This is a genomic window from Actinokineospora sp. HUAS TT18, from assembly GCF_051364635.1.
Classification (GTDB): Bacteria; Actinomycetota; Actinomycetes; order Mycobacteriales; family Pseudonocardiaceae; genus Actinokineospora.
This window is the reverse complement of record NZ_CP195645.1, coordinates 6,001,456-6,018,411: the sequence shown is the minus strand read 5'-3', so window position 1 is coordinate 6,018,411 and position 16,956 is coordinate 6,001,456. Positions and strand designations below refer to the sequence as shown.

General features: G+C 71.0%; 21 protein-coding genes. 7 read left to right on the top strand and 14 right to left on the bottom strand.

Annotation, left to right across the window (positions count from 1 at the left end):
- The first annotated feature begins 4 nt into the window (after window positions 1–4).
- The 3 genes from ACSHT8_RS28040 (at window position 5) to ACSHT8_RS28030 (ending at window position 2,819) form a co-directional block, all read left to right on the top strand.
- Window positions 5–1,318 carry an Rv3212 family protein gene (locus ACSHT8_RS28040; RefSeq protein ID WP_436493978.1) on the top strand — a complete coding sequence of 438 codons (1,314 nt, stop codon included), beginning with the start codon at window positions 5–7 and terminating at the stop codon, window positions 1,316–1,318.
- 33 nt (window positions 1,319–1,351) lie between these two features.
- Window positions 1,352–2,209 carry an alpha/beta fold hydrolase gene (locus ACSHT8_RS28035; protein ID WP_436493976.1) on the top strand — a complete coding sequence of 286 codons (858 nt, stop codon included), beginning with the start codon at window positions 1,352–1,354 and terminating at the stop codon, window positions 2,207–2,209.
- Between the two features lie 82 nt (window positions 2,210–2,291).
- Entirely contained in the window at window positions 2,292–2,819 is a 528-nt protein-coding gene (locus tag ACSHT8_RS28030) for a hypothetical protein (RefSeq protein WP_436493974.1), read from the top strand.
- A gap of 42 nt (window positions 2,820–2,861) precedes the next feature.
- Here the strand turns inward: ACSHT8_RS28030 and ACSHT8_RS28025 are convergent, their stop codons facing one another.
- Together ACSHT8_RS28025 and ACSHT8_RS28020 are read right to left on the bottom strand one after the other, a co-directional pair.
- Window positions 2,862–3,257, bottom strand: coding sequence for a hypothetical protein (locus ACSHT8_RS28025; RefSeq protein WP_436493972.1), 396 nt, complete (start codon window positions 3,255–3,257; stop codon window positions 2,862–2,864).
- Window positions 3,254–4,087, bottom strand: a complete 834-nt coding sequence (locus ACSHT8_RS28020; RefSeq protein WP_436493970.1) for a RecB family exonuclease — start codon at window positions 4,085–4,087, stop codon at window positions 3,254–3,256. The genes ACSHT8_RS28025 and ACSHT8_RS28020 overlap by 4 nt, the downstream gene beginning before the upstream one ends.
- Before the next feature lie 56 nt (window positions 4,088–4,143).
- Between ACSHT8_RS28020 and ACSHT8_RS28015 the strand changes: the two genes are divergently transcribed.
- Window positions 4,144–4,494 (top strand): ArsC/Spx/MgsR family protein, encoded by a 351-nt coding sequence (locus tag ACSHT8_RS28015; RefSeq protein ID WP_436493968.1) that lies wholly within the window; start codon window positions 4,144–4,146, stop codon window positions 4,492–4,494.
- On the opposite strand, the gene ACSHT8_RS28010 is transcribed toward ACSHT8_RS28015, so the two are convergent.
- Genes ACSHT8_RS28010 through ACSHT8_RS27995 form a run of 4 tightly spaced genes read right to left on the bottom strand, consistent with a single transcriptional unit; the run spans window position 4,475 to window position 6,735 of the window.
- The gene (locus ACSHT8_RS28010) at window positions 4,475–5,098 is read right to left on the bottom strand and encodes a MarC family protein (protein WP_436493966.1); all 624 of its coding nucleotides are present in this window, start codon (window positions 5,096–5,098) and stop codon (window positions 4,475–4,477) included. The two genes, ACSHT8_RS28015 and ACSHT8_RS28010, sit on opposite strands and share 20 nt — an antisense overlap.
- Window positions 5,098–5,958 carry a PHP domain-containing protein gene (locus ACSHT8_RS28005; RefSeq protein WP_436493964.1) on the bottom strand — a complete coding sequence of 287 codons (861 nt, stop codon included), beginning with the start codon at window positions 5,956–5,958 and terminating at the stop codon, window positions 5,098–5,100. The genes ACSHT8_RS28010 and ACSHT8_RS28005 overlap by 1 nt, the downstream gene beginning before the upstream one ends.
- Before the next feature lie 27 nt (window positions 5,959–5,985).
- Window positions 5,986–6,552, bottom strand: coding sequence for a PH domain-containing protein (locus ACSHT8_RS28000; protein ID WP_436493962.1), 567 nt, complete (start codon window positions 6,550–6,552; stop codon window positions 5,986–5,988).
- An 18-nt stretch (window positions 6,553–6,570) separates the two neighbouring features.
- Window positions 6,571–6,735 (bottom strand): hypothetical protein, encoded by a 165-nt coding sequence (locus ACSHT8_RS27995; protein WP_436493961.1) that lies wholly within the window; start codon window positions 6,733–6,735, stop codon window positions 6,571–6,573.
- 143 nt (window positions 6,736–6,878) lie between these two features.
- Between ACSHT8_RS27995 and ACSHT8_RS27990 the strand changes: the two genes are divergently transcribed.
- Window positions 6,879–7,301, top strand: coding sequence for an NUDIX hydrolase (locus tag ACSHT8_RS27990; protein ID WP_436493959.1), 423 nt, complete (start codon window positions 6,879–6,881; stop codon window positions 7,299–7,301).
- A 6-nt stretch (window positions 7,302–7,307) separates the two neighbouring features.
- On the opposite strand, the gene ACSHT8_RS27985 is transcribed toward ACSHT8_RS27990, so the two are convergent.
- Together ACSHT8_RS27985 and ACSHT8_RS27980 are read right to left on the bottom strand one after the other, a co-directional pair.
- On the bottom strand, window positions 7,308–8,423 hold the full coding sequence (locus tag ACSHT8_RS27985; RefSeq protein WP_436493957.1) for a DUF2332 domain-containing protein: 1,116 nt from the start codon (window positions 8,421–8,423) through the stop codon (window positions 7,308–7,310).
- An 18-nt stretch (window positions 8,424–8,441) separates the two neighbouring features.
- On the bottom strand, window positions 8,442–8,945 hold the full coding sequence (locus ACSHT8_RS27980; RefSeq protein ID WP_436493956.1) for a MaoC family dehydratase: 504 nt from the start codon (window positions 8,943–8,945) through the stop codon (window positions 8,442–8,444).
- Between the two features lie 381 nt (window positions 8,946–9,326).
- On the opposite strand from ACSHT8_RS27980, the gene ACSHT8_RS27975 reads away from it, so the two are divergent.
- Complete coding sequence (locus ACSHT8_RS27975; protein WP_436493954.1) at window positions 9,327–10,403, top strand: magnesium and cobalt transport protein CorA; 1,077 nt, start codon at window positions 9,327–9,329, stop codon at window positions 10,401–10,403.
- Between the two features lie 175 nt (window positions 10,404–10,578).
- Here ACSHT8_RS27975 and ACSHT8_RS27970 read toward each other — a convergent pair whose 3' ends face one another.
- From ACSHT8_RS27970 to ACSHT8_RS27945, 6 genes are all read right to left on the bottom strand, one after another.
- Window positions 10,579–11,397, bottom strand: coding sequence for an ESX secretion-associated protein EspG (locus tag ACSHT8_RS27970; protein WP_436493952.1), 819 nt, complete (start codon window positions 11,395–11,397; stop codon window positions 10,579–10,581).
- The gene (locus ACSHT8_RS27965; RefSeq protein ID WP_436493950.1) at window positions 11,397–11,756 is read right to left on the bottom strand and encodes a hypothetical protein; all 360 of its coding nucleotides are present in this window, start codon (window positions 11,754–11,756) and stop codon (window positions 11,397–11,399) included. Before ACSHT8_RS27965 ends, ACSHT8_RS27970 begins: the two co-directional genes overlap by 1 nt.
- 9 nt (window positions 11,757–11,765) lie before the next feature.
- Window positions 11,766–13,037 (bottom strand): WXG100 family type VII secretion target, encoded by a 1,272-nt coding sequence (locus tag ACSHT8_RS27960; protein WP_436493948.1) that lies wholly within the window; start codon window positions 13,035–13,037, stop codon window positions 11,766–11,768.
- 82 nt (window positions 13,038–13,119) lie between these two features.
- The gene (locus ACSHT8_RS27955) at window positions 13,120–13,920 is read right to left on the bottom strand and encodes an ESX secretion-associated protein EspG (protein WP_436493946.1); all 801 of its coding nucleotides are present in this window, start codon (window positions 13,918–13,920) and stop codon (window positions 13,120–13,122) included.
- 1 nt (window position 13,921) lies between these two features.
- Entirely contained in the window at window positions 13,922–14,569 is a 648-nt protein-coding gene (locus ACSHT8_RS27950; RefSeq protein WP_436493944.1) for a hypothetical protein, read from the bottom strand.
- Between the two features lie 342 nt (window positions 14,570–14,911).
- Entirely contained in the window at window positions 14,912–16,030 is a 1,119-nt protein-coding gene (locus ACSHT8_RS27945) for a WXG100 family type VII secretion target (RefSeq protein WP_436493942.1), read from the bottom strand.
- A 184-nt stretch (window positions 16,031–16,214) separates the two neighbouring features.
- On the opposite strand from ACSHT8_RS27945, the gene ACSHT8_RS27940 reads away from it, so the two are divergent.
- Complete coding sequence (locus tag ACSHT8_RS27940) at window positions 16,215–16,883, top strand: metallophosphoesterase family protein (protein ID WP_436493940.1); 669 nt, start codon at window positions 16,215–16,217, stop codon at window positions 16,881–16,883.
- Window positions 16,884–16,956: the final 73 nt, after the last annotated feature.

Sequence of the window (16,956 nt, the reverse complement as noted above, 5' to 3'; positions counted from 1 at the left end):
CCCTGTGACTTCGGCCGACAGCGTGGGCACCGAGGACGTCCTCAACGGGGACGTCCCGGAACCGCCCGCCCCGCGCACCAGGTTCACCCGCAAGCGCGACTACGTGGTCGTCGCGCTGATCGTGGTCGCCGTCCTGGCGACCTCGGTCGTGGTGTGGCGCACGAGCGAGTTCCGCGCGACGGCGTCGACCACCACCGACAAGCACTACGACGAGCCCGCCGACCCGGAGTTCTTCCCGCCGTCGCTTGGCGAGGCATGGCGCGCGGAGAGCCCGGCGACGCCCCAGCCCGCCATCGCCGGTCCGACCGTGGTGACCGGCGAGGGCGGCGTGGTCAGCGGCCGCGACCCGCTCACCGGCGACGTCCGGTGGACCTACAAGCGCGATCTGCCGCTGTGCACGGTCGCCGCCGAGTGGAACCTGGCGATCGCGGTCTACAAGACCAGCGAGAACATGCTCCACGAGGACGACCCCCGGCGCGCGGGCGGCTGCAGCGAGATGACCTCGCTCAAGGGCATGACCGGCGAACGCGACCGCCAGCGCAACAGCGACGCCGAACTGGGCACCCGGCTGGTCGGCGACGGCACCTACCTCACCGCCACGGGCGAGCGGCTGCTGCTGAGCATGCGCTCCGACCTGGTGAAGACCATGGAGTACGGCCAACTGCCCGCCCTGGTCAACCCGGCCAAGCAGCCCCGCACCGAGTGCGCGTACAAGTCCGTCACGATCACCACCGCTGGCCGCGTCGGCGTCATCGAGCGCTGCCCGAGCGACGCCGCGGCGCGGATGACGGTCTACAAGACCAGCCCGAAGGAGTCCGACTCCCCCGAGGTCGTCACGAGCGTGGTCGTCGGCAGCGAGTCTGCCCAGATCGTGGCCATGAACGACAAGCTCACCGCCGTGGCCATGCCCGACCCGAACCGGCTCGTGGTCTACCAGGACGACGGCAACCAGGTCGCCAGCTACGACCTCGACCTGGGGGCGGGCGACCTGCGGGCCGACCCACCCGGCCGGGTGGCCCCGGTGACGTCTGCGACGGGGGCGTTCTACTGGTTCACCGGCTCCCGCACGATCGTCGTGTCGTCCACCGACCTGCATCCACTGTGGACGATCCAGGACACGCTCGGCCCCGGCGTGGTGTTCGCCGGACGCGCGTTGCTGCCGGTCAAGGGCGCCATCGCGGTCCACAGCCAGGCCGACGGACAGCTCGTGGGCACCATCCCCGTCGACCGCGGCGGGTACACCGGCCCGGTCGCGATGGACACCAGCGGGCCCATGGTCTTCGAGCAGCGCGGTACGACATTGGTCGCTTTGCACTGACCACCTGACGCGGGCCTGAGGCACACTCAGTCCATGCATTCGCAGTTGAGCCCGCACCGGGCGCACCGTGTCGACCTGACTGGCCCCTACGGCCCGATCGCCGCCCTGCGCATCGCCGGTGCCGGGCCGATCGCGCTGCTGGTGCCCGGCTGCACCGGGTCCAAGGAGGACTTCGCCCCGATCCTCGACCCGATCGCCGACGCCGGGTTCGAGGTCGTGGCCATCGACCTGCCCGGCCAGCTGGACTCCCCCGGCCCGACCGACGAGGCGGCCTACCTGCCCGCTCCGATGGGGCTGGTGGTCGCGGAGGTGACGGGCAAGCTCGCCGCGGACGGCAGGCCGGTGGTCCTGCTGGGCCACTCGTACGGCGGGCTGATCGCGCGGCGGGCGGTGCTGGCGGGCGCTCCGGTGGTGGGGCTGACGCTGCTGAGCTCCGGGCCGGGTGAGCTGCCGCTCGGCGGTCGGCGGACCGTGCTGGACCTGGCGGAGCCCGCCCTGCGCCACCACGGCGTCCCGGCGACCTACGACGCGCTGGAGCAGCTGAACGCGAACAACCCTGAGTACATGGGGCTGGCCATCGACCACCGGGCGTTCCTGCGCCACCGCTTCCTGCGCAACACGGTCGCGTCGCTGGTCGGGATGGGCAACGGTCTGCGGACGGAGCCGGACCTGGTCGGCGACCTGGCGCGGTATCTGCGCTCCCACCACATCGGCTGCCTGGTGACCTGCGGCGCCGAGGACGACGCGTGGTCGCCGTCGGCCCAGCGGGACATGGCCGACAGACTGGAGGCGGACTTCAGCATGATCAGCGGGGCGGTGCACTCACCCGCGATGGAGAACCCGACCGACCTGCTCGCGACACTGCTGCCGACGTGGAAGAGCTGGCTGTAGCGGCTCAACGATTTGTCAACAGGTGATCGACATCCTGGGCGTCGGGCTCGGAACACCGGGCCCGATCTGGGAGGAGAGACACTTGTTGTCCAAACGCTTCAAGCGCTTCGGGATCGCGTTGGCCATGGGGGCGAGCCTGCTCACGACACTCTTCGTGGCCACACCGGCGAGCGCGGCCACCTCCGTCACGATGGGGGGCGGGATCGCCGGCATCCAGAACTGCGACGGCCGGTGGGAGGAGTTCGCGCTGACCACCTCCACCATCCCCATTCACCGTTGGCAGCTGAGCCCCGGGGGCGCGTGGTCGGACTGGGTCGACATGAACGGATCGCTGCGGTACGGCATCTCCGTCGTGCGGAACACCAACTGCACGCTCGAACTGTTCGGCATCGGCGCGGGCAACCTCCAGATGTACCACACCTGGCAGAGCCCCAGCTCGCCCGGCGGATGGAGCGGCTGGGCCAGCCTCGGCGGCGTCCTCACCGGCGCTCCCAACGCCTCCAACCTGTGGGATGGGCGCGTCGAGGTCTGCGCTTACGGCCCGGACAACGTCTACCACTGCACGGCGCAGACCGCGCCTTCGTCCGGTCCCTGGACCGGTTGGTACTAAGCCGAACGGTCAGCCCCGCGTCCCCAACGCGGGGCTGACCCGCTAGGCGAGCCAGAAGAACCAGATGGTCGCCGCGGTCACCGCGAGGACCAGGAAGAACGACCCGATCACCCTCGGGCCGTTCCCGCGGTCGACGAACCGCTGGAACACGACAGCGGCGACCGCGGCCGCCATGTGGCCGAGCACGACCCCCACGCCGGGCCCGGGCATCCCCTTGGTCCCCGCGAACACCTGCATGGCCATCACCACGACGGCCAGCGCACACAGCCCCGCCGCCAACGCGCCCGACAGCTCCCGCCAGAACCCACCACGCCGGACCGGCTCAGCGGGCCTGGCCACCGCGATGGGCGCGGTCGGCTGGTCCGGCACCGTCGGGCCCACGGGTAGCCGCGCGGTCTGGGCCTCCGGGTCGGGGAATCGCTCAGTCGGGCCGGTCACGGAGCCAGCATCGCCCACGGCTCGATCTGTGGGCTCGCCGCCCTGCCGTCGTCGCAGCTGCGGCGGAAGTCGCACCACGAGCACTGTCTGCCGGGCGACGGCGGGAACAGCACCTCCGGGTCGCCACCGGCCTTCAGCGTGTCCGTGGCCAGCTGGAACTCGTCCGCGCTCTCCTCGGCCCGCGACAGGTGCCGGGCCAGCGACTCCTCCGTGTGCTCCCACGACGACACCGTCCCCGACGGCAGGTGGTGCAGCTCGACCTTCGTGCACGGCCTGCGCAAAGTCCGCCGGGCCGCCAGCACGTAGAGCGCCATCGCCTGCGACCCGCGGGCGTCGTCGGTGGTCAGCGCGTGGCGACCGGTCTTGTAGTCGACGATCACCAGTTCGCCGTCGCGCTGGTCGATGCGGTCGACCCGGCCCTCGGCGACGATCGTGCCGACCGGCGCCGACACCCAGCGCTCCAGGCCGACCGGCTCGTGATCGACGTCCAGCTCGGCCACATAGTCGTGCACCCAGCCCGCCGCGCGCTCGCGGAACGTGGCCGCCTGCTCGGCGCCCGCGAAGCCGTCGTCCTTCCAGTGCGTGTCGACGAGCGACGCCGCGACCTCCGGGGTCCGCTTCGCCGCGGGCAGGTCGAAAAGCGCCTTCAGCGCGTTGTGGACCACCGCGCCGAGCGTGCTGTGCGCCCATGGTCCGCCGCGGGGCGGGGTCGGGCGGTCGATGTAGGCCATGCGGAACCGGCGCGGGCAGTCCGCCCACACCGAGAGCCGCGACGGGGTCACCTTGATGAGCTTTCGCGGCATGCTGTCGAAACCAAGCTGGGCCTGCACGGCTCCCACCGTACGCAGTGGCACCGACACTCCCGGCGCCGGGCACAATCAGCGGCATGGAGATCTGGCACAACCCGCGCTGCACCAAGTCCCGGGCCGCGTTCGGCGTGCTGGACGGCGATGTGACCGTCCGCCGCTACCTCGACGAGCCGCCGACGGCCGCCGAACTCGACGACGTGCTCGTCAAGCTCGACATGCAGCCGTGGGACATCACCCGGCTGAAAGAGCCGCTGGCCAAGGAACTCGGCCTCGCCGACCTGCCGCGCGAGCGCGCGAAGTGGATCGACGTGCTCGCCGCCAACCCGTCGCTGATCGAGCGGCCCATCGTGATCCACGACGACGGCCACGCCGCCATCGTCCGCACGCAGGAGGCCCTCGACGCGCTGATCAGCCGGAACCGGAAATAAAGCCCCGCACCGAATCCGCGATGAGCTGGACCGCGATCGCGGCCAGCAGCAGACCGGCGATCTTGGCCAGCAGGGTGATCCCGCTGTCCTTGATCACCCGAATCACCACGCCGGAATAGCGCAGGCACAGCCACAAGAACAGATGCACGGCCAGGATCGCCGCGCCCAGCGCGATGTACGACCCGGCGTGCCCGTCGGCCTGGCGGACGAACACGATCGTGGCGGCGATGGCGCCGGGCCCGGCCAGCAGCGGCGTGCCCAGCGGGACGAGCGCGACGTTGACGTCCTCGACCGCCTCCGGCTCGGCGTGCCCGCGCCCGGTCAGCAGGTCGAGCGCGATCAGCAGCAGCAGCAAGCCGCCCGCGCCCTGCAGCGCCGGGATGCCGATGTGCAGGTACGACAGGATCGCCTCGCCGCCGATGGCGAACAGGCTGATCACGCCGAGGGACACCAGCACCGCCTGCCGCGCCGCGCGCGCCCGGGCCGTCTTGGACTTGCGGCCGGTGAGGCTGAGGAACACCGGGATGGTGCCCGGCGGATCCATGATCACGACCAGCGTGATCAGCGCGGCCATGAAGATTCGGACGTCGAACAGTTCAGCCATCAGGCTTCCAGGATCTCGGCGCCGGTGGCGCGCTCGGCGATGGCGTCGAGCATCTCCGGAGCCGTGGTCTCCGCGCCGAGCACGATGGTCTTGTTGGTGCCGTGATAGTCGCTGGACCCGGTCACCAGCAAGTCGAGGCGGCCCGCCAGGGCGCGCAGTTCGGCCCTGGACGCCGCGTCGTGGTCGGGGTGGTCGATCTCCACACCGTCGAGGCCGGACGCGGCCAGATCGGCGACGACCTCGGCGCTGATCGTCGGCCCGCGCTTGTGGGCGAAGCCGTGGGCGAGCACGGTGACCCCGCCCGCCGCCTTGATCATCGCGATGGCGTCCTTGATCCAGGTCTTCTTGCTGGGCACGTAGTAGCCGTTGCGGCCGTGCAGCAGCTCGGTGAACGCCTCGGTGACCGAGCCGACCACGCCAGCGCGCACGAGTGCCTGCGCCAGGTGCGGCCTGCCCGCCGGGACGTCGTCGGGGATGCCCGCGAGCAGCGTGTCGGCGTCGAGCGGGTAGCCGTCGGCGGCCATCTTCGTGGCCATGATGTGCAGCCGGTTGCGCCGCTCGGCCCGGGTGTTGGCGTACTCGGCGATCACCGCGTCGGACTCGGGGTCGAACAGGTACGCGAGCAGGTGGACCGTGCAGTGGCCGCCGCGGCCGTCCTCGGACACCGTGGTCAGCTCCGCGCCGCGCACCAGCCGAAGCCCCGGCGGCAGCGCCGCGGCCGCCTCGGCCCAGCCCCCGGTCGTGTCGTGATCGGTGATGGCCACGACGTCGAGCCCGGCCCGGCGCGCGGAAAGCACCAGCTCAGCCGGGCTGTCGGTGCCGTCTGAGGCGGTGGAGTGGCAGTGGAGGTCGATCCGCACCTTGTTCAGTGTGGACGATGACCCACGTCACCCCTTAACGGCCTTGCGCTTCCCCTGCGCCATGCGCTGCGCCTTGATCATCGAGAAGCGTTCGGCGGCGGCCTTCTTGTCGCCGAACACCAGCTCGGAGATGGCGTCGTTGACCTGGTCGGGGTGCGGCAGGTAGTCGATCTTGTTCAGCGCCTGGATCTGGCCCGCGGACTCCACGATCAGCGTGCCGTAGCCGAGCATGCGGCCCATGGCCGTGCGCTTGAACGTCAGGTCGGTGACCTTGCCGATCGGCATCATGAGCACCTTGATGGTGATCACGCCGGTGGTCATCATGAACCGCTTGTCGGTGACCACGATGCGCTCCACCCACCAGTCGATGACCTGGTAGGTGAACCGCAGGACCACCGCGAGGGCCACGTACCACAGGAGGTTCTGCAGCAGCCACTGTCCCGGCGGCAGCAGATACGAGACCATCACGCAGATAGCGAGGAGCGCGACCGCCTCGAAGACCTCCCAGGCCAGGGACGCCCAGTGCCTGCGCACCCGGATGACCCGGCGTTCGGAGTCCAGCAAGTACTCGTCTGGGTCTCTGGGTGCGAACATAGCTTGACGCTACTCGCCTCAGCCCTTGAAAACAGTCTGCACAAAGGTGATGACCGCTTCGGCACCCTCGCGCAGCGTCGTGATGATCGAATTCACGATGCCCGCCGACTGCACGGGTTGAGTCACCAGGAAGAAGACGAGCAACGCTGCCCCAGTCAAGATCAAGACCTTCTTGACGTCCACTGCGATCTACCCCGTTCCATCCCGCACCCGGTGTGGCGCTGTTGAAAACCGTTGTACCGCACCGGCCAACCCCTGGGGAGGGTAGTACCGCGCTTGGGTCAACGCGGAGCGTTACCGAAGAACTACGACTACGCTGGGTAGCTATGAGTGCTGGGCCGAACGGGAGAATCCGGTGTGTCGGCGGGGTCGTTCGTGACAGTTCCGGGCGCCTGCTGCTGATCCGCCGGGCCAACGAACCCGGCCGCGGACTGTGGTCCCTACCTGGCGGTAAGGTCGAGTCAGGGGAATCCGACAAGGTCGCGCTGATCCGTGAACTCCAGGAGGAGACCGGGTTGACGGTGGATGTCGGGGACCTGATCGGCGTAGTCGAGCGCGTGGCACCCAAGGGGGTCTACGTGATCTATGACTACGCCTGCACGGTTACCGGCGGTGACATTCGGGCCGGTGACGACGCCCTGGACGCGCGGTTCGTCGATCATGCGACGTTCACCACACTCGAAGCCGGTAACGAGCTCGCCGACCTGCTCGCCCCCACCCTGCGCGAGTGGGGCGTCGTACCGCGTTGACGCAGGTCAGGGCAGCCAGAGCAGCCTTTCACCGTGGGCGCTGGCGCGGGCCAGCGCGAAGGCGTGCGGGGTGCCCGCGACCCACGTCGTCAGCCCGAGAACATGGATGTCAGATTCACTCTGGGCGGTGACCGCCAGGTCGTCGCGGTTGGGCAGCAGGTAGGCCAGCGCGGCCGCGTAGCCCTCGATGCTGACCCACCAAAGCGGTCGGGTTTCCGCCAGTGCGCCGAGCGCGTCGATGAAGGCCAGGCGCGCCTCCTCGGACAGGTACGACAGCACCCGACTCGTGACGACCACCAGCGGCACGTCGGCGGGCACCTTGGCCGCCGCCGACGGCAGGTCGGCCACCGCGTCGCCCGCGACCAACTCGGGCGGGTTCTTCTGCTGCATCGCCGCCGCCGTGCTGAACAGCCGCTGCCGCTCGGGCTGGTCGGCCCAGATGCAGGCCTCCAGCCACGCGGCGGCGTCCTCGTCGGCCAGGTCGACCGGCGCGCGGTCCAGGCCGACCTTGGCGGCGATGGCGAGCTTCTTGGGGATCGGCGGCAGGCTCGCGCCGGGGGCCAGCTCCAGGGCGCAGTGCAGGCCCAGCGGCGTCTTGGCGGGCCCGGCGACGATCTGGCCGGACTGCTCGGTCTGGTAGCGGTAGCCGTAGCGGTCGAGGTCCAGCAGCAGACCGGCGCTGCACCCCACCTCCAGCAGCCCGACCGGGCCCTTCACCTGCTTGGCGATCGAGGCGATCGCCGGGTACAGCTGGGCGGCGCGGCGGACCTCGTTGGTCTGCGTGGTGTGGGCCGCGACCAGCCCGCGGATCTTGTCGGCGCGCTCGACGACGAACGAGCGGAACAGCGGCCACGTGCCCGCGTCGACGCCGTAGGTGCCGCCCATCGACGGGTAGTAGTTGACCAACTCGTGGAACGGGTCGGCCTGCAGCGCGCGGTGCACGGCGGCCAGCAGCAGCGTCGGGTGCGCGAAACCGGGCTGCGCGGCCGCCAGCAGGCCCGCGACGTCGTCGTCCTCGGACGCCCGGGTGGCCAGGTGCTCGTAGAGCGGCGACACCCCGGCGGCCTCGTGCTCGGCGAAGCGCCGCAACCGCTGCCTGATCTCGTCCAGGGACAGGGTCACGGCGCTTCCTCCGTCTGTCTAAGCCTTCGGCTCGGGGCGACCCGGCTGCTCGCCGCCGCGCGCCTCACCGTAGGACTGCTTGGGGACCATCACCTTGCGACGGAAGATACAAACGATCGTCCCGTCCTGCTTGTAGCCACGCGTCTCCACGTAGACCACGCCCCGGTCATCCTTGGACTTCGACGGCGTCTTGTCGAGCACCTCGGTCTCGCCGTAGATGGTGTCGCCGTGGAAGGTCGGCTTCACGTGGCGCAGCGACTCGATCTCCAGGTTGGCGATCGCCTTGCCGGAGACGTCGGGCACGGACATGCCGAGCAGCAGCGAGTAGATGTAGTTGCCGACCACGACGTTCTTGCCGAAGTCGGTGGTGTTCTCGGCGTAGTTGACGTCCATGTGCAGCGGGTGGTGGTTCATGGTGAGCAGGCAGAACAGGTGGTCGTCGTACTCGGTCACCGTCTTGCCAGGCCAGTGCTTGTAGACCGCGCCGACCTCGAACTCCTCGTAGTAGCGACCGAACTGCACTGTTCCTCCAATAAGTGACCGGCGAGTAGGAGATCTGTGTACGGCTCGCGGGCGGCCCGTGCAACCGGTGTGTGAGGGACTGCACCGCGCGCCCGACGCCGGGGTAACCGCCGTCGGGGAGTACGCTGTCCCCCTGGTGAGCGTGGGGATGAGCCCCGGCCGCCACGGCCAGAGGAGGTGAGGACGCACATGGGCGACCCGCATGGTCATTCCACCGCGACAGGTTGCAGTAGTACCCGCGTCCCCTCCGGAGGAATCCGCCGCTAGCTGAGAGCGGGTTCCGCGGGTCCGGCAGGGACGCTCCGTTCGCCGGCTCGACCGTTCCCCGAAATCGGTCGTCCCGGTCCGTCGCGCGAGCGACGGGAGCACCTGGAGACCCCGATGCCCGCCATTCCCTCGCTCGGTGGCCGGAAGAACCGTCCCCCGGCACCCACGCTGCCGCCGATCCCGGTTCCGCTGTCGGCCTACGTCGTCGACTGCGCCGTGTACATCGACGGCGAGCGGCTGCCCGGACGCTGGTCGCACACCGACGCCGTCGCCGAGGTGCGCTCGCGGAACGAGGGTTTCGTCTGGATCGGGCTGCACGAGCCGGACGCGGTGCAGATCCAAGGTGTCGCGGAGACCTTCGGGCTGCACGAGCTGGCCGTCGAGGACGCCGTGCACGCCCACCAGCGGCCCAAGCTCGACCGGTACGAGGACAACCTTTTCGTCGTGCTCAAGACGGTCCGCTACGTCGAGCACGAGTCGCCGACGACGGCCAACGAGATCGTCGAGACCGGCGAGATCATGGCGTTCCTCGGCAAGGACTACATCGTGACGGTCCGCCACGGCAAGCATTCCGGCCTGCACGAGCTGCGGGAGCGGCTGGAGCGCTCCCCCGAGCGGCTCGCCGCCGGACCCGCGGCGGTGCTGCACGGCATCTCCGACCTGATCGTCGACAGCTACCTCGCGGTGACCGAGGCGTTCGAGACCGACATCGACCTGATCGAGAAGGCCGTGTTCGCCCCGCGCAGCCCGATCAGCGCCGAGCAGATGTACCTGGTGAAGCGGGAGATCCTCGAACTGCGGCGCGCGGTCATGCCGCTGGCCAACCCGCTGCGGCGGCTGGCCGAGGGCTGCTCGCCGCTGATCCCCGACGATGTGCGCTCCTACTTCCGCGACGTCGACGACCACCTGACGACGGTGTCGGAACGCGTCACCGCATTCGACGAGTTGCTGACGACGCTGCTGGACGCGACGCTGGCGAAGCTCACGCTGCAGCAGAACTCCGACATGCGCAAGATCACGTCATGGGCGGCGATCATCGCCGTCCCGACGATGGTCGTCGGCGTCTACGGGATGAACTTCGACTTCATGCCGGAGCTGAAGTGGCGGTTCGGGTACCCGCTGGTGATGCTCGTGATCTTCTTCGCCTGCCTTGTGCTGTATCGAATCTTCCGCAAGAACCGATGGCTTTAGCTGGAGGCCATTCCCCGGCGTCCAGCGAAGAACACAGGTCCCCCGTTCGTGCCCCGCAAGGGAGGTTTCCCCCATGACCCGGCTGTTGACCAATCTCAAGTTCTGGCTCCTCGCGACGGTTCTCACCTGGATCGCGGTGGTGACCGTGCTTATCGCGGAGACACCGACCTGAAGGTCAGCGCCGGGCGTGGGCGGCGAGCCCACGCACGGCTGAGCGGAGTTCGTCCACGCCAAGGGGATTGACGCTCATCCAGTCGGCGTCCTCCCCTTCCCCGCCCGCCAACCGGAACCGGCCGCGTTCGGTGTCGATCCAGCGGATCTCCTCGCCGACGCGGTGCCACTGGTCCTCGGTGTCATCCCGCCGCGCGACGCCGATCTGGCCGCTGCCGAGCACGGGCTGCAGGTAGGAGACCATGCGGCGGGCGACGCGGTCGTCGATGCCGTGGGACCGCAGCAGCTCCTCGATCTCGGTCTGGGACAACGGGTTCGGCTCGCCGCCGTCCTCGGGCATGCGGGAAAGCATTGCCTCGAAAGCGTTCTCCAGCGCGCGCTTGGGCAGGCTGAAGGGCGTGGACGCCGCGGTGTCGACGCGCGGGACCATGCGGTCGAGCCTGCCGAGCGCGTCGTCGAGCGTGGCGGCCTGCAGGCGCAGCAGGCCGTTGGGCTCGGTGCTGTCCTGCACGACCAGCAGAGCCTCGTCCTGGGCGGTCAGCACGGCCACCGCGAGGGTGCTGTCCGGCTTGCGCAGCACCAAGTCCACGACGCCGGTGCAGGCGCGCAGCAGATAGACGAACTCCTCGGCGACGTCGAGCGGGCCGCGCTCGTCGGCGAGGCCGCGGTCGCGGAGTTGTTGCGCCGCACCACTGAACAGCACGCCGCGCTCGACGTCGGTCTGCCCCGCCGACGGGATGTCGATCGGGAACGGGACCTCGACCTCGGCGAACGTGCACAGCAGGTCGACCTCGACCGGGTGCAGCGCGGTGCGGGTGTCCATCACGTGTTCGGGAAGCGCTGGGCCGCGTTGTCGTCGCTCTCCTGGTAGCCGGCCGCGGTGCGCTCGGCGCTGGCCACGAACTCCTCCATGCGCTTCAACGCCTCGTCGAGCTGGCCGCGCAGCCCGTTCTCCGAAGTCAGGCGGTCGTTGAACTTCTCCGACAGCTCCTTGCCGACCGGGCTGGTGCCCAGCATCGGCTGGAACGCGGGCGACGACAGGTCGGCCACCTCGGCGATGATCGCGTCGAGGTCGGCGCGCACCTCCTCGACGGCGGCGGCGAACTCGCGCACCTGCTCCGGGTCGACCTCCCAGCCCTGGGTGCCGGTGAAGTTGCCGGTCTCCGGCTCGTCGATATACATGCTGCTCCCCTACAGGCCGATGACCGGCGGTGCTGACTTCAGGTCGGTGATGGCGAACGGGTCCTCCTCGATCGGGACGCGGCGGTGGTGCTCGCCGTCGTCCTCGCCGCGCTTGCCCGCCCCGGTGCCCGCGCCGTAGCCGCCCGCGCCGCGCGCGTGCGCGTCGCCGAAACCGTTGGCGCGGCCGAACCTTCCCGCACCGCCCCGGCTTCCGCCGCGACCCGCGCCCGCACCGAGCGCGCCACTTCGCGCGCCTGCTCCGGCGCCCGCGCCAAGCCCCGCGCGGCCCGCGCCGAGTCCGCCGGTACCGAAGCCGCCGAGGGCGCCCGCGCCGAGGCCGTTCAAGCCGCCCGCGCCGGGCGAGCCGCCGTAGCCGGATCCGGCGCCGAAGCCGGTCAGGCCCTGCCAGCGGGCTTCCCAGCCGGTGTTGAAGCTGGGCGCGAAGGACGGGGTGGTGCCGACGTTGACGCCGCCGCCGTTGTTCGGCGGCGGGGCGCCGGTCCAGCCGGGGTGGTTGGGGCCGCCGGGGACGTGCACGCCGGGGCCGGGGACGCCGGTGCTCGGCGGCCTGCCGAGGTTGGGACCGGTGCCGGGATTGACACCGTCGGCCGGTCCGCCGAAGCGCGGGGTGCTGCCGTCGATGCCGAGGACCGCGGCCTCGAAGCGCTCCATCGTCTGCACGGCCTTGCGCTTGAGCTTCTTCTTGTTGCTGCCGAAGCCGAACGCGCTGGCGATGCCGCCGAGCGCCGCGCCGAACGCCGCGCCCACCGGGCCGCCGATCGCGAAGCCCGCCGCCGCGCCGCCACCCGCCGTGGCGTACCAGGCGCTGCGCGGCTTGCCCGGCATCGTGTCCTGCGCCGAGCGCAGCGCGCCGCCCGCGTCCTGGATGGGGTCGGCCATCTGCTTGGCCGTGCCCGCCATCTCCGACACCCACGCGGCGTTGGCCACGACCGTGCGCGCGGCGCCCTCGGAGGCCTGGCCGGTCCAGAAGCGCATCAGCCGGTTGAGCGAGCCGGAGAGCTCCCGCGCGGCCCGCTCGATGCGCTGGCCGTGCTTGGACCACTCGTCGGCGAGCATGTCGAGCTGGCTGGGGTTGGCGTGGTCGCCGACCATCCGCTGGAGCGTCTCGAGGCTGTAGCCGTTCCAGTTGACGCCGCCGTTGACGTAGGTGTCGTCGACCTCGCGCCTGCGCCTGCGGTGCTGCTCGGCTTCGTGGCGGGCGGCGGCTGCCTGTTCGGCGCGCTCTTTGACCTGGCGAACCAGCTGTTCGACGTCGATCATCCTCGCCCCTTCACCGGATCATCGCTTCCGACCGTCACGGTAGCCGAAGCCGTGGCCGCTTCTCCACGAACTACGGCGATGATCAGTACCAAAGTTCCCCCGCCAGCGTGCGCAGCTCCGCCCGCAACTCATCGCGCGAGAAGGGGTTGATGCTCATCCAGTCGGTCAAGGTGCCACCCATGATCCGGAACCGCCCGCGCGCGGTGTCGAGCCAGCGCAGTTCCTCGCCGGACCTCGTCCACTCGTCGGCGTAGCCCCGCCGCACGGCGACCCCGGCCTGCCCGTTGCCCAGCACGGGCTGCAGGTGCGTGGCCATCTTCCGCGCGGTCTGTTCGTCGAGCCCGTGGCGCTGCATGATCCGGTCGAGGTCGTCGGCACTGAGCCGGTTCCGCGCGCCCAGGATGTCGCGGTGCACCTGCTCGACGGCCCGCCGCGGCACGCTGAACGGCGCGGCCATCGCGGGCTCGTGCTCCGGGATCAACCGCTGCAACTGATCGACGGCGTCGTGCATCGACAGGGCGAGCAGGTGGACCGGCCCGTCGGCCCCGTTCTGCTTGACGAGCAACGCATCCTCGCGGCGGCTCAGCACCAGAACCCGCGCGACCGCACCCTTCCTGGCGACGAGAAGGTCGAGCGCGCCCGCGCCCTCACGGAGCAGGTGCACGAAATCGGCCGCCACCCCGCGAGGCCCGCGATGGTCGGCCAACCCCCGCTCGGCCAGCCGCGCGCGAGCGGTCCGGAAGACATCACGCCGATCGTCCATGGAGTCCCCGCGCGACCGGACACTCAACGGGTAGGGCGGGGCCACCTCGCCGAAGGTGCACAACAGGTCGATCTCGGCGGGATGCAGCCACGCGCCGGCTTCGGTTCGCAGATCGGTCACCTCAGCCACCCGCCCGCTTGATCGAGTCCTGCGCCAGGTCCTCGCTCTCGCGGTAGGAGTCGCGCACCTTCTCGGCGCTCTCGATGAACTGGTCCATCCGACGCATCGCCTCGGCCAGCAGGCCCCGCAGACCTTGGTCGCCGTTGAGCCGGTCGTCGAACTTCTTGGCCAACTGCTGGCCGACGGGACTGGTGCCGAGCTTGGGGGTGTAGTCGTCGCCCTGCATCCGCTCGACCCTGGCCTGGACGGCGGCGAGACCGAAACGGGCGGAGGTGACGGCCAAGGCGAAGCCGTCGAGCTTGTCGGGATCGACATCCCAGTAGCCCGGGGATTGGGAGCCGCCGGGGCCAGCGGGCTGAGAGCCACCCGGCCCACCAGCGCCAGGGCCACCGGCCTCGGGGCCGCCGGGCTGCGAGTTGCCGGGCTCGCCGACTCCCGGGCCACCGGGCTGCGAGCCGCCGGGCTGGGCGCCACCGCCTCCCGGGCCGGTCCCGTTGTCTCCTGGGAGCGGCCCCCCTGCGCTCGGGTCGCCGGGGCGAGGGCCGCCGGAGACCGGGCCTTCCGGGAGTGGACCGTCGGGCGGCGGGCCGCTGGGCTCGGGGTGTCCCGGTTTGCCCGCGCTCGGCGGGAGCGGCAGGTCCTTGGGCACCTGGCCCGAAGGGTCCGGTTGCGGAATCGGCGCTGGTCCGGGCGGCGGTGGGACCGGCGCGGGCGGGACCGGAGCAGGCGCAGGCGGCACCGGAACGGGCGCGGGCGGGACAGGAGCCGGGGCAGGCGGGACGGGTGCGGGCGGCGGAATGGGAGCCGGGGCGGGTGGCGGGACCGGGGCAGGCACGGGCGGAACCGGCTGCGGCATCGGCATCGGCGGGGGCTGCGGGGACGGCATTGGCGGGGGTGTGTCGAATCCCGGGACCGACGGCTCGGTCTCGTTGAGGCGCTCCTGGATCAGGGATTCGCGCTGGAACTCTTCTCGCATGCTTTCGTGCTCCCCCTACAGCCCGATCACGGGCGGCGATGCCTTCTGGTCCAGCGCGAACGGGTCTTCGGCGTCGAACGGGTAGCGCCTGCGGTGTTCGCCCTGGTCGCCGCTGCCCGCTCCGGCGCCCATGCCGCCCATCGGCATGCCTCCCATGCCCATCGGGCTCGCGTGTTGGCCCGTGGCCGCGGACGCCGCCGCGCCGCCCATGGCGGCCGCGGGCCTGCCGCCCGCGGACAGTGCCTCGGTGAGTCCGGTGGCGAGGCCGGGCTGCAGCGGGCGAGCAGACGCGCTGCCCGCTCCGCCGCCGCCCATTCCCCCGCCGCCGAGGCCGCCCGCGTAGCCGCCTCCGCCGCCGGAGCCGCCTGATCCGGTGCCGCGGGTGTCGGAGCTGTCGTAGCCCTGGGCGGTGGTGGTCGGGTCGCCGCCGGTCAGGGAGGTCCAGCGGAGTTCGACGTCGGTGACGTAGGAGACGTCGTTCCAGTTCGGCGGCTGGACGACCGGCGGGGTGACGTTGGGCGGCGTGTGCAGCTGGGTGTCGGGGCCCTCGAAACGCGGGGTGGCCGCGTCGATACCGAGGGCCGCTCCCTCGAAGCGCTTCATCGCCTCGACGGCGACGGCCTTGAGTTTGCTCTGTTCCTGTTCGGCGGCGAACGCGCTGTCGGCGCCCGCAGCGGTGCCGTTGATGGCGGCGGCGAGCGGTCCGCCCGCGGCCAGGCCCTGCTCAGCGTTGTCGACGGCCAAGGCCCGGTCGACCGGCGGGGTGGGCGGGATCGTGGGCATGGCGTCCTGCGCGGCTTTGAGCGCGCCCGCCGCCTCCTGCACCGGGTCGCCGATCTGGCGGGCCGTCTCCCCCAGGTCGCCCACCCACTGAGCGTTGAGCGCCACGTCCTCCCGGGCCTGCTCGGCGGCCGCGCCGGACCAGTACTGCATCAGGTCCTCCAGCGCGTTGGCCAGCACACTCGACGCGTCGGTGACCTCGGAGCCCGCGGCACGCCAGTCGTCGGCGAGGCGCTCCAACTGGGGCGCGCTCGCGTTCTCGGCGACCATCGCCACGAGCGCCTCCAACGAGTAGGCGTCCCAGTTCACCCCACCCGTGACATACCGGTCCGCCCCCTGTTGCCCACTGTCCATCGCACGAACTCCCCTCGGTGGCAGGCCCTGTCCACCGCTCGTGACTGTGACCGCCCGAAGACGATCGCATCCGACGATCACGCTAACCGTTCCGACGCGGGGCGCGGAACAACCGTTCCCGACCCCCCGGTGTTTCTCGTTTGCCGCCACCACATCGATACCCGAACGGACGTACGCTCGGACGATGCCGAAGGTGCTCGCCGTCGCCGACGAGGTCGTCGAGCACCTGTGGACGACCCGGGTGCGCGACCACGACGTCGATCTCGTCATCGCCGCGGGCGACCTGCCGTTCGACTACCTGGAGTTCCTTTCCGACGCGCTCGACCGGCCGTGCGTGTTCGTACCAGGCAACCACGACGTGGACCTGTCGGGCTACACCTCGTCGCGTGGCCTGTGGACAACCGCGGGCATCCCCGCCGACTGGCCCGGGCCGACCGGCGCAATCAACGTCGACGGCCGCGTCGCCGACGTCGCGGGCCTGCGCATCGCGGGCCTCGGCGGCTCGATCCGCTACAGCGGCGGCCCCAACCAGTGGACCGAACGCCAGATGACCCGCCGCGCCCGCGCCCTCCACCGCCGTGCCGCCCTCCGCCGCCTCCGCGACGGCCGCGGAGTGGACGTGCTGCTCACGCACTCGCCGCCACGGCACCTCGGGGATCGGGAGGACCCTCCGCACCGGGGTTTCACCTGCCTGCACACAACCCTGCGCAAGCTGCGGCCGACGGTGATGCTGCACGGCCACATCCACCCGCACGGCGAGCAGGTCCCGGACCGGGCGGTGGGGGCCACGACGGTGATCAACACGGTCGGCTACCGGATCATCGACATCCCCACAGCCGGGGACACACCATGACTCCGCACGACCCAACCGAGCCGCCGAACGGCTCGCCGACGCCGGTGGCGACCTGCACATCGCCCACCCGTAC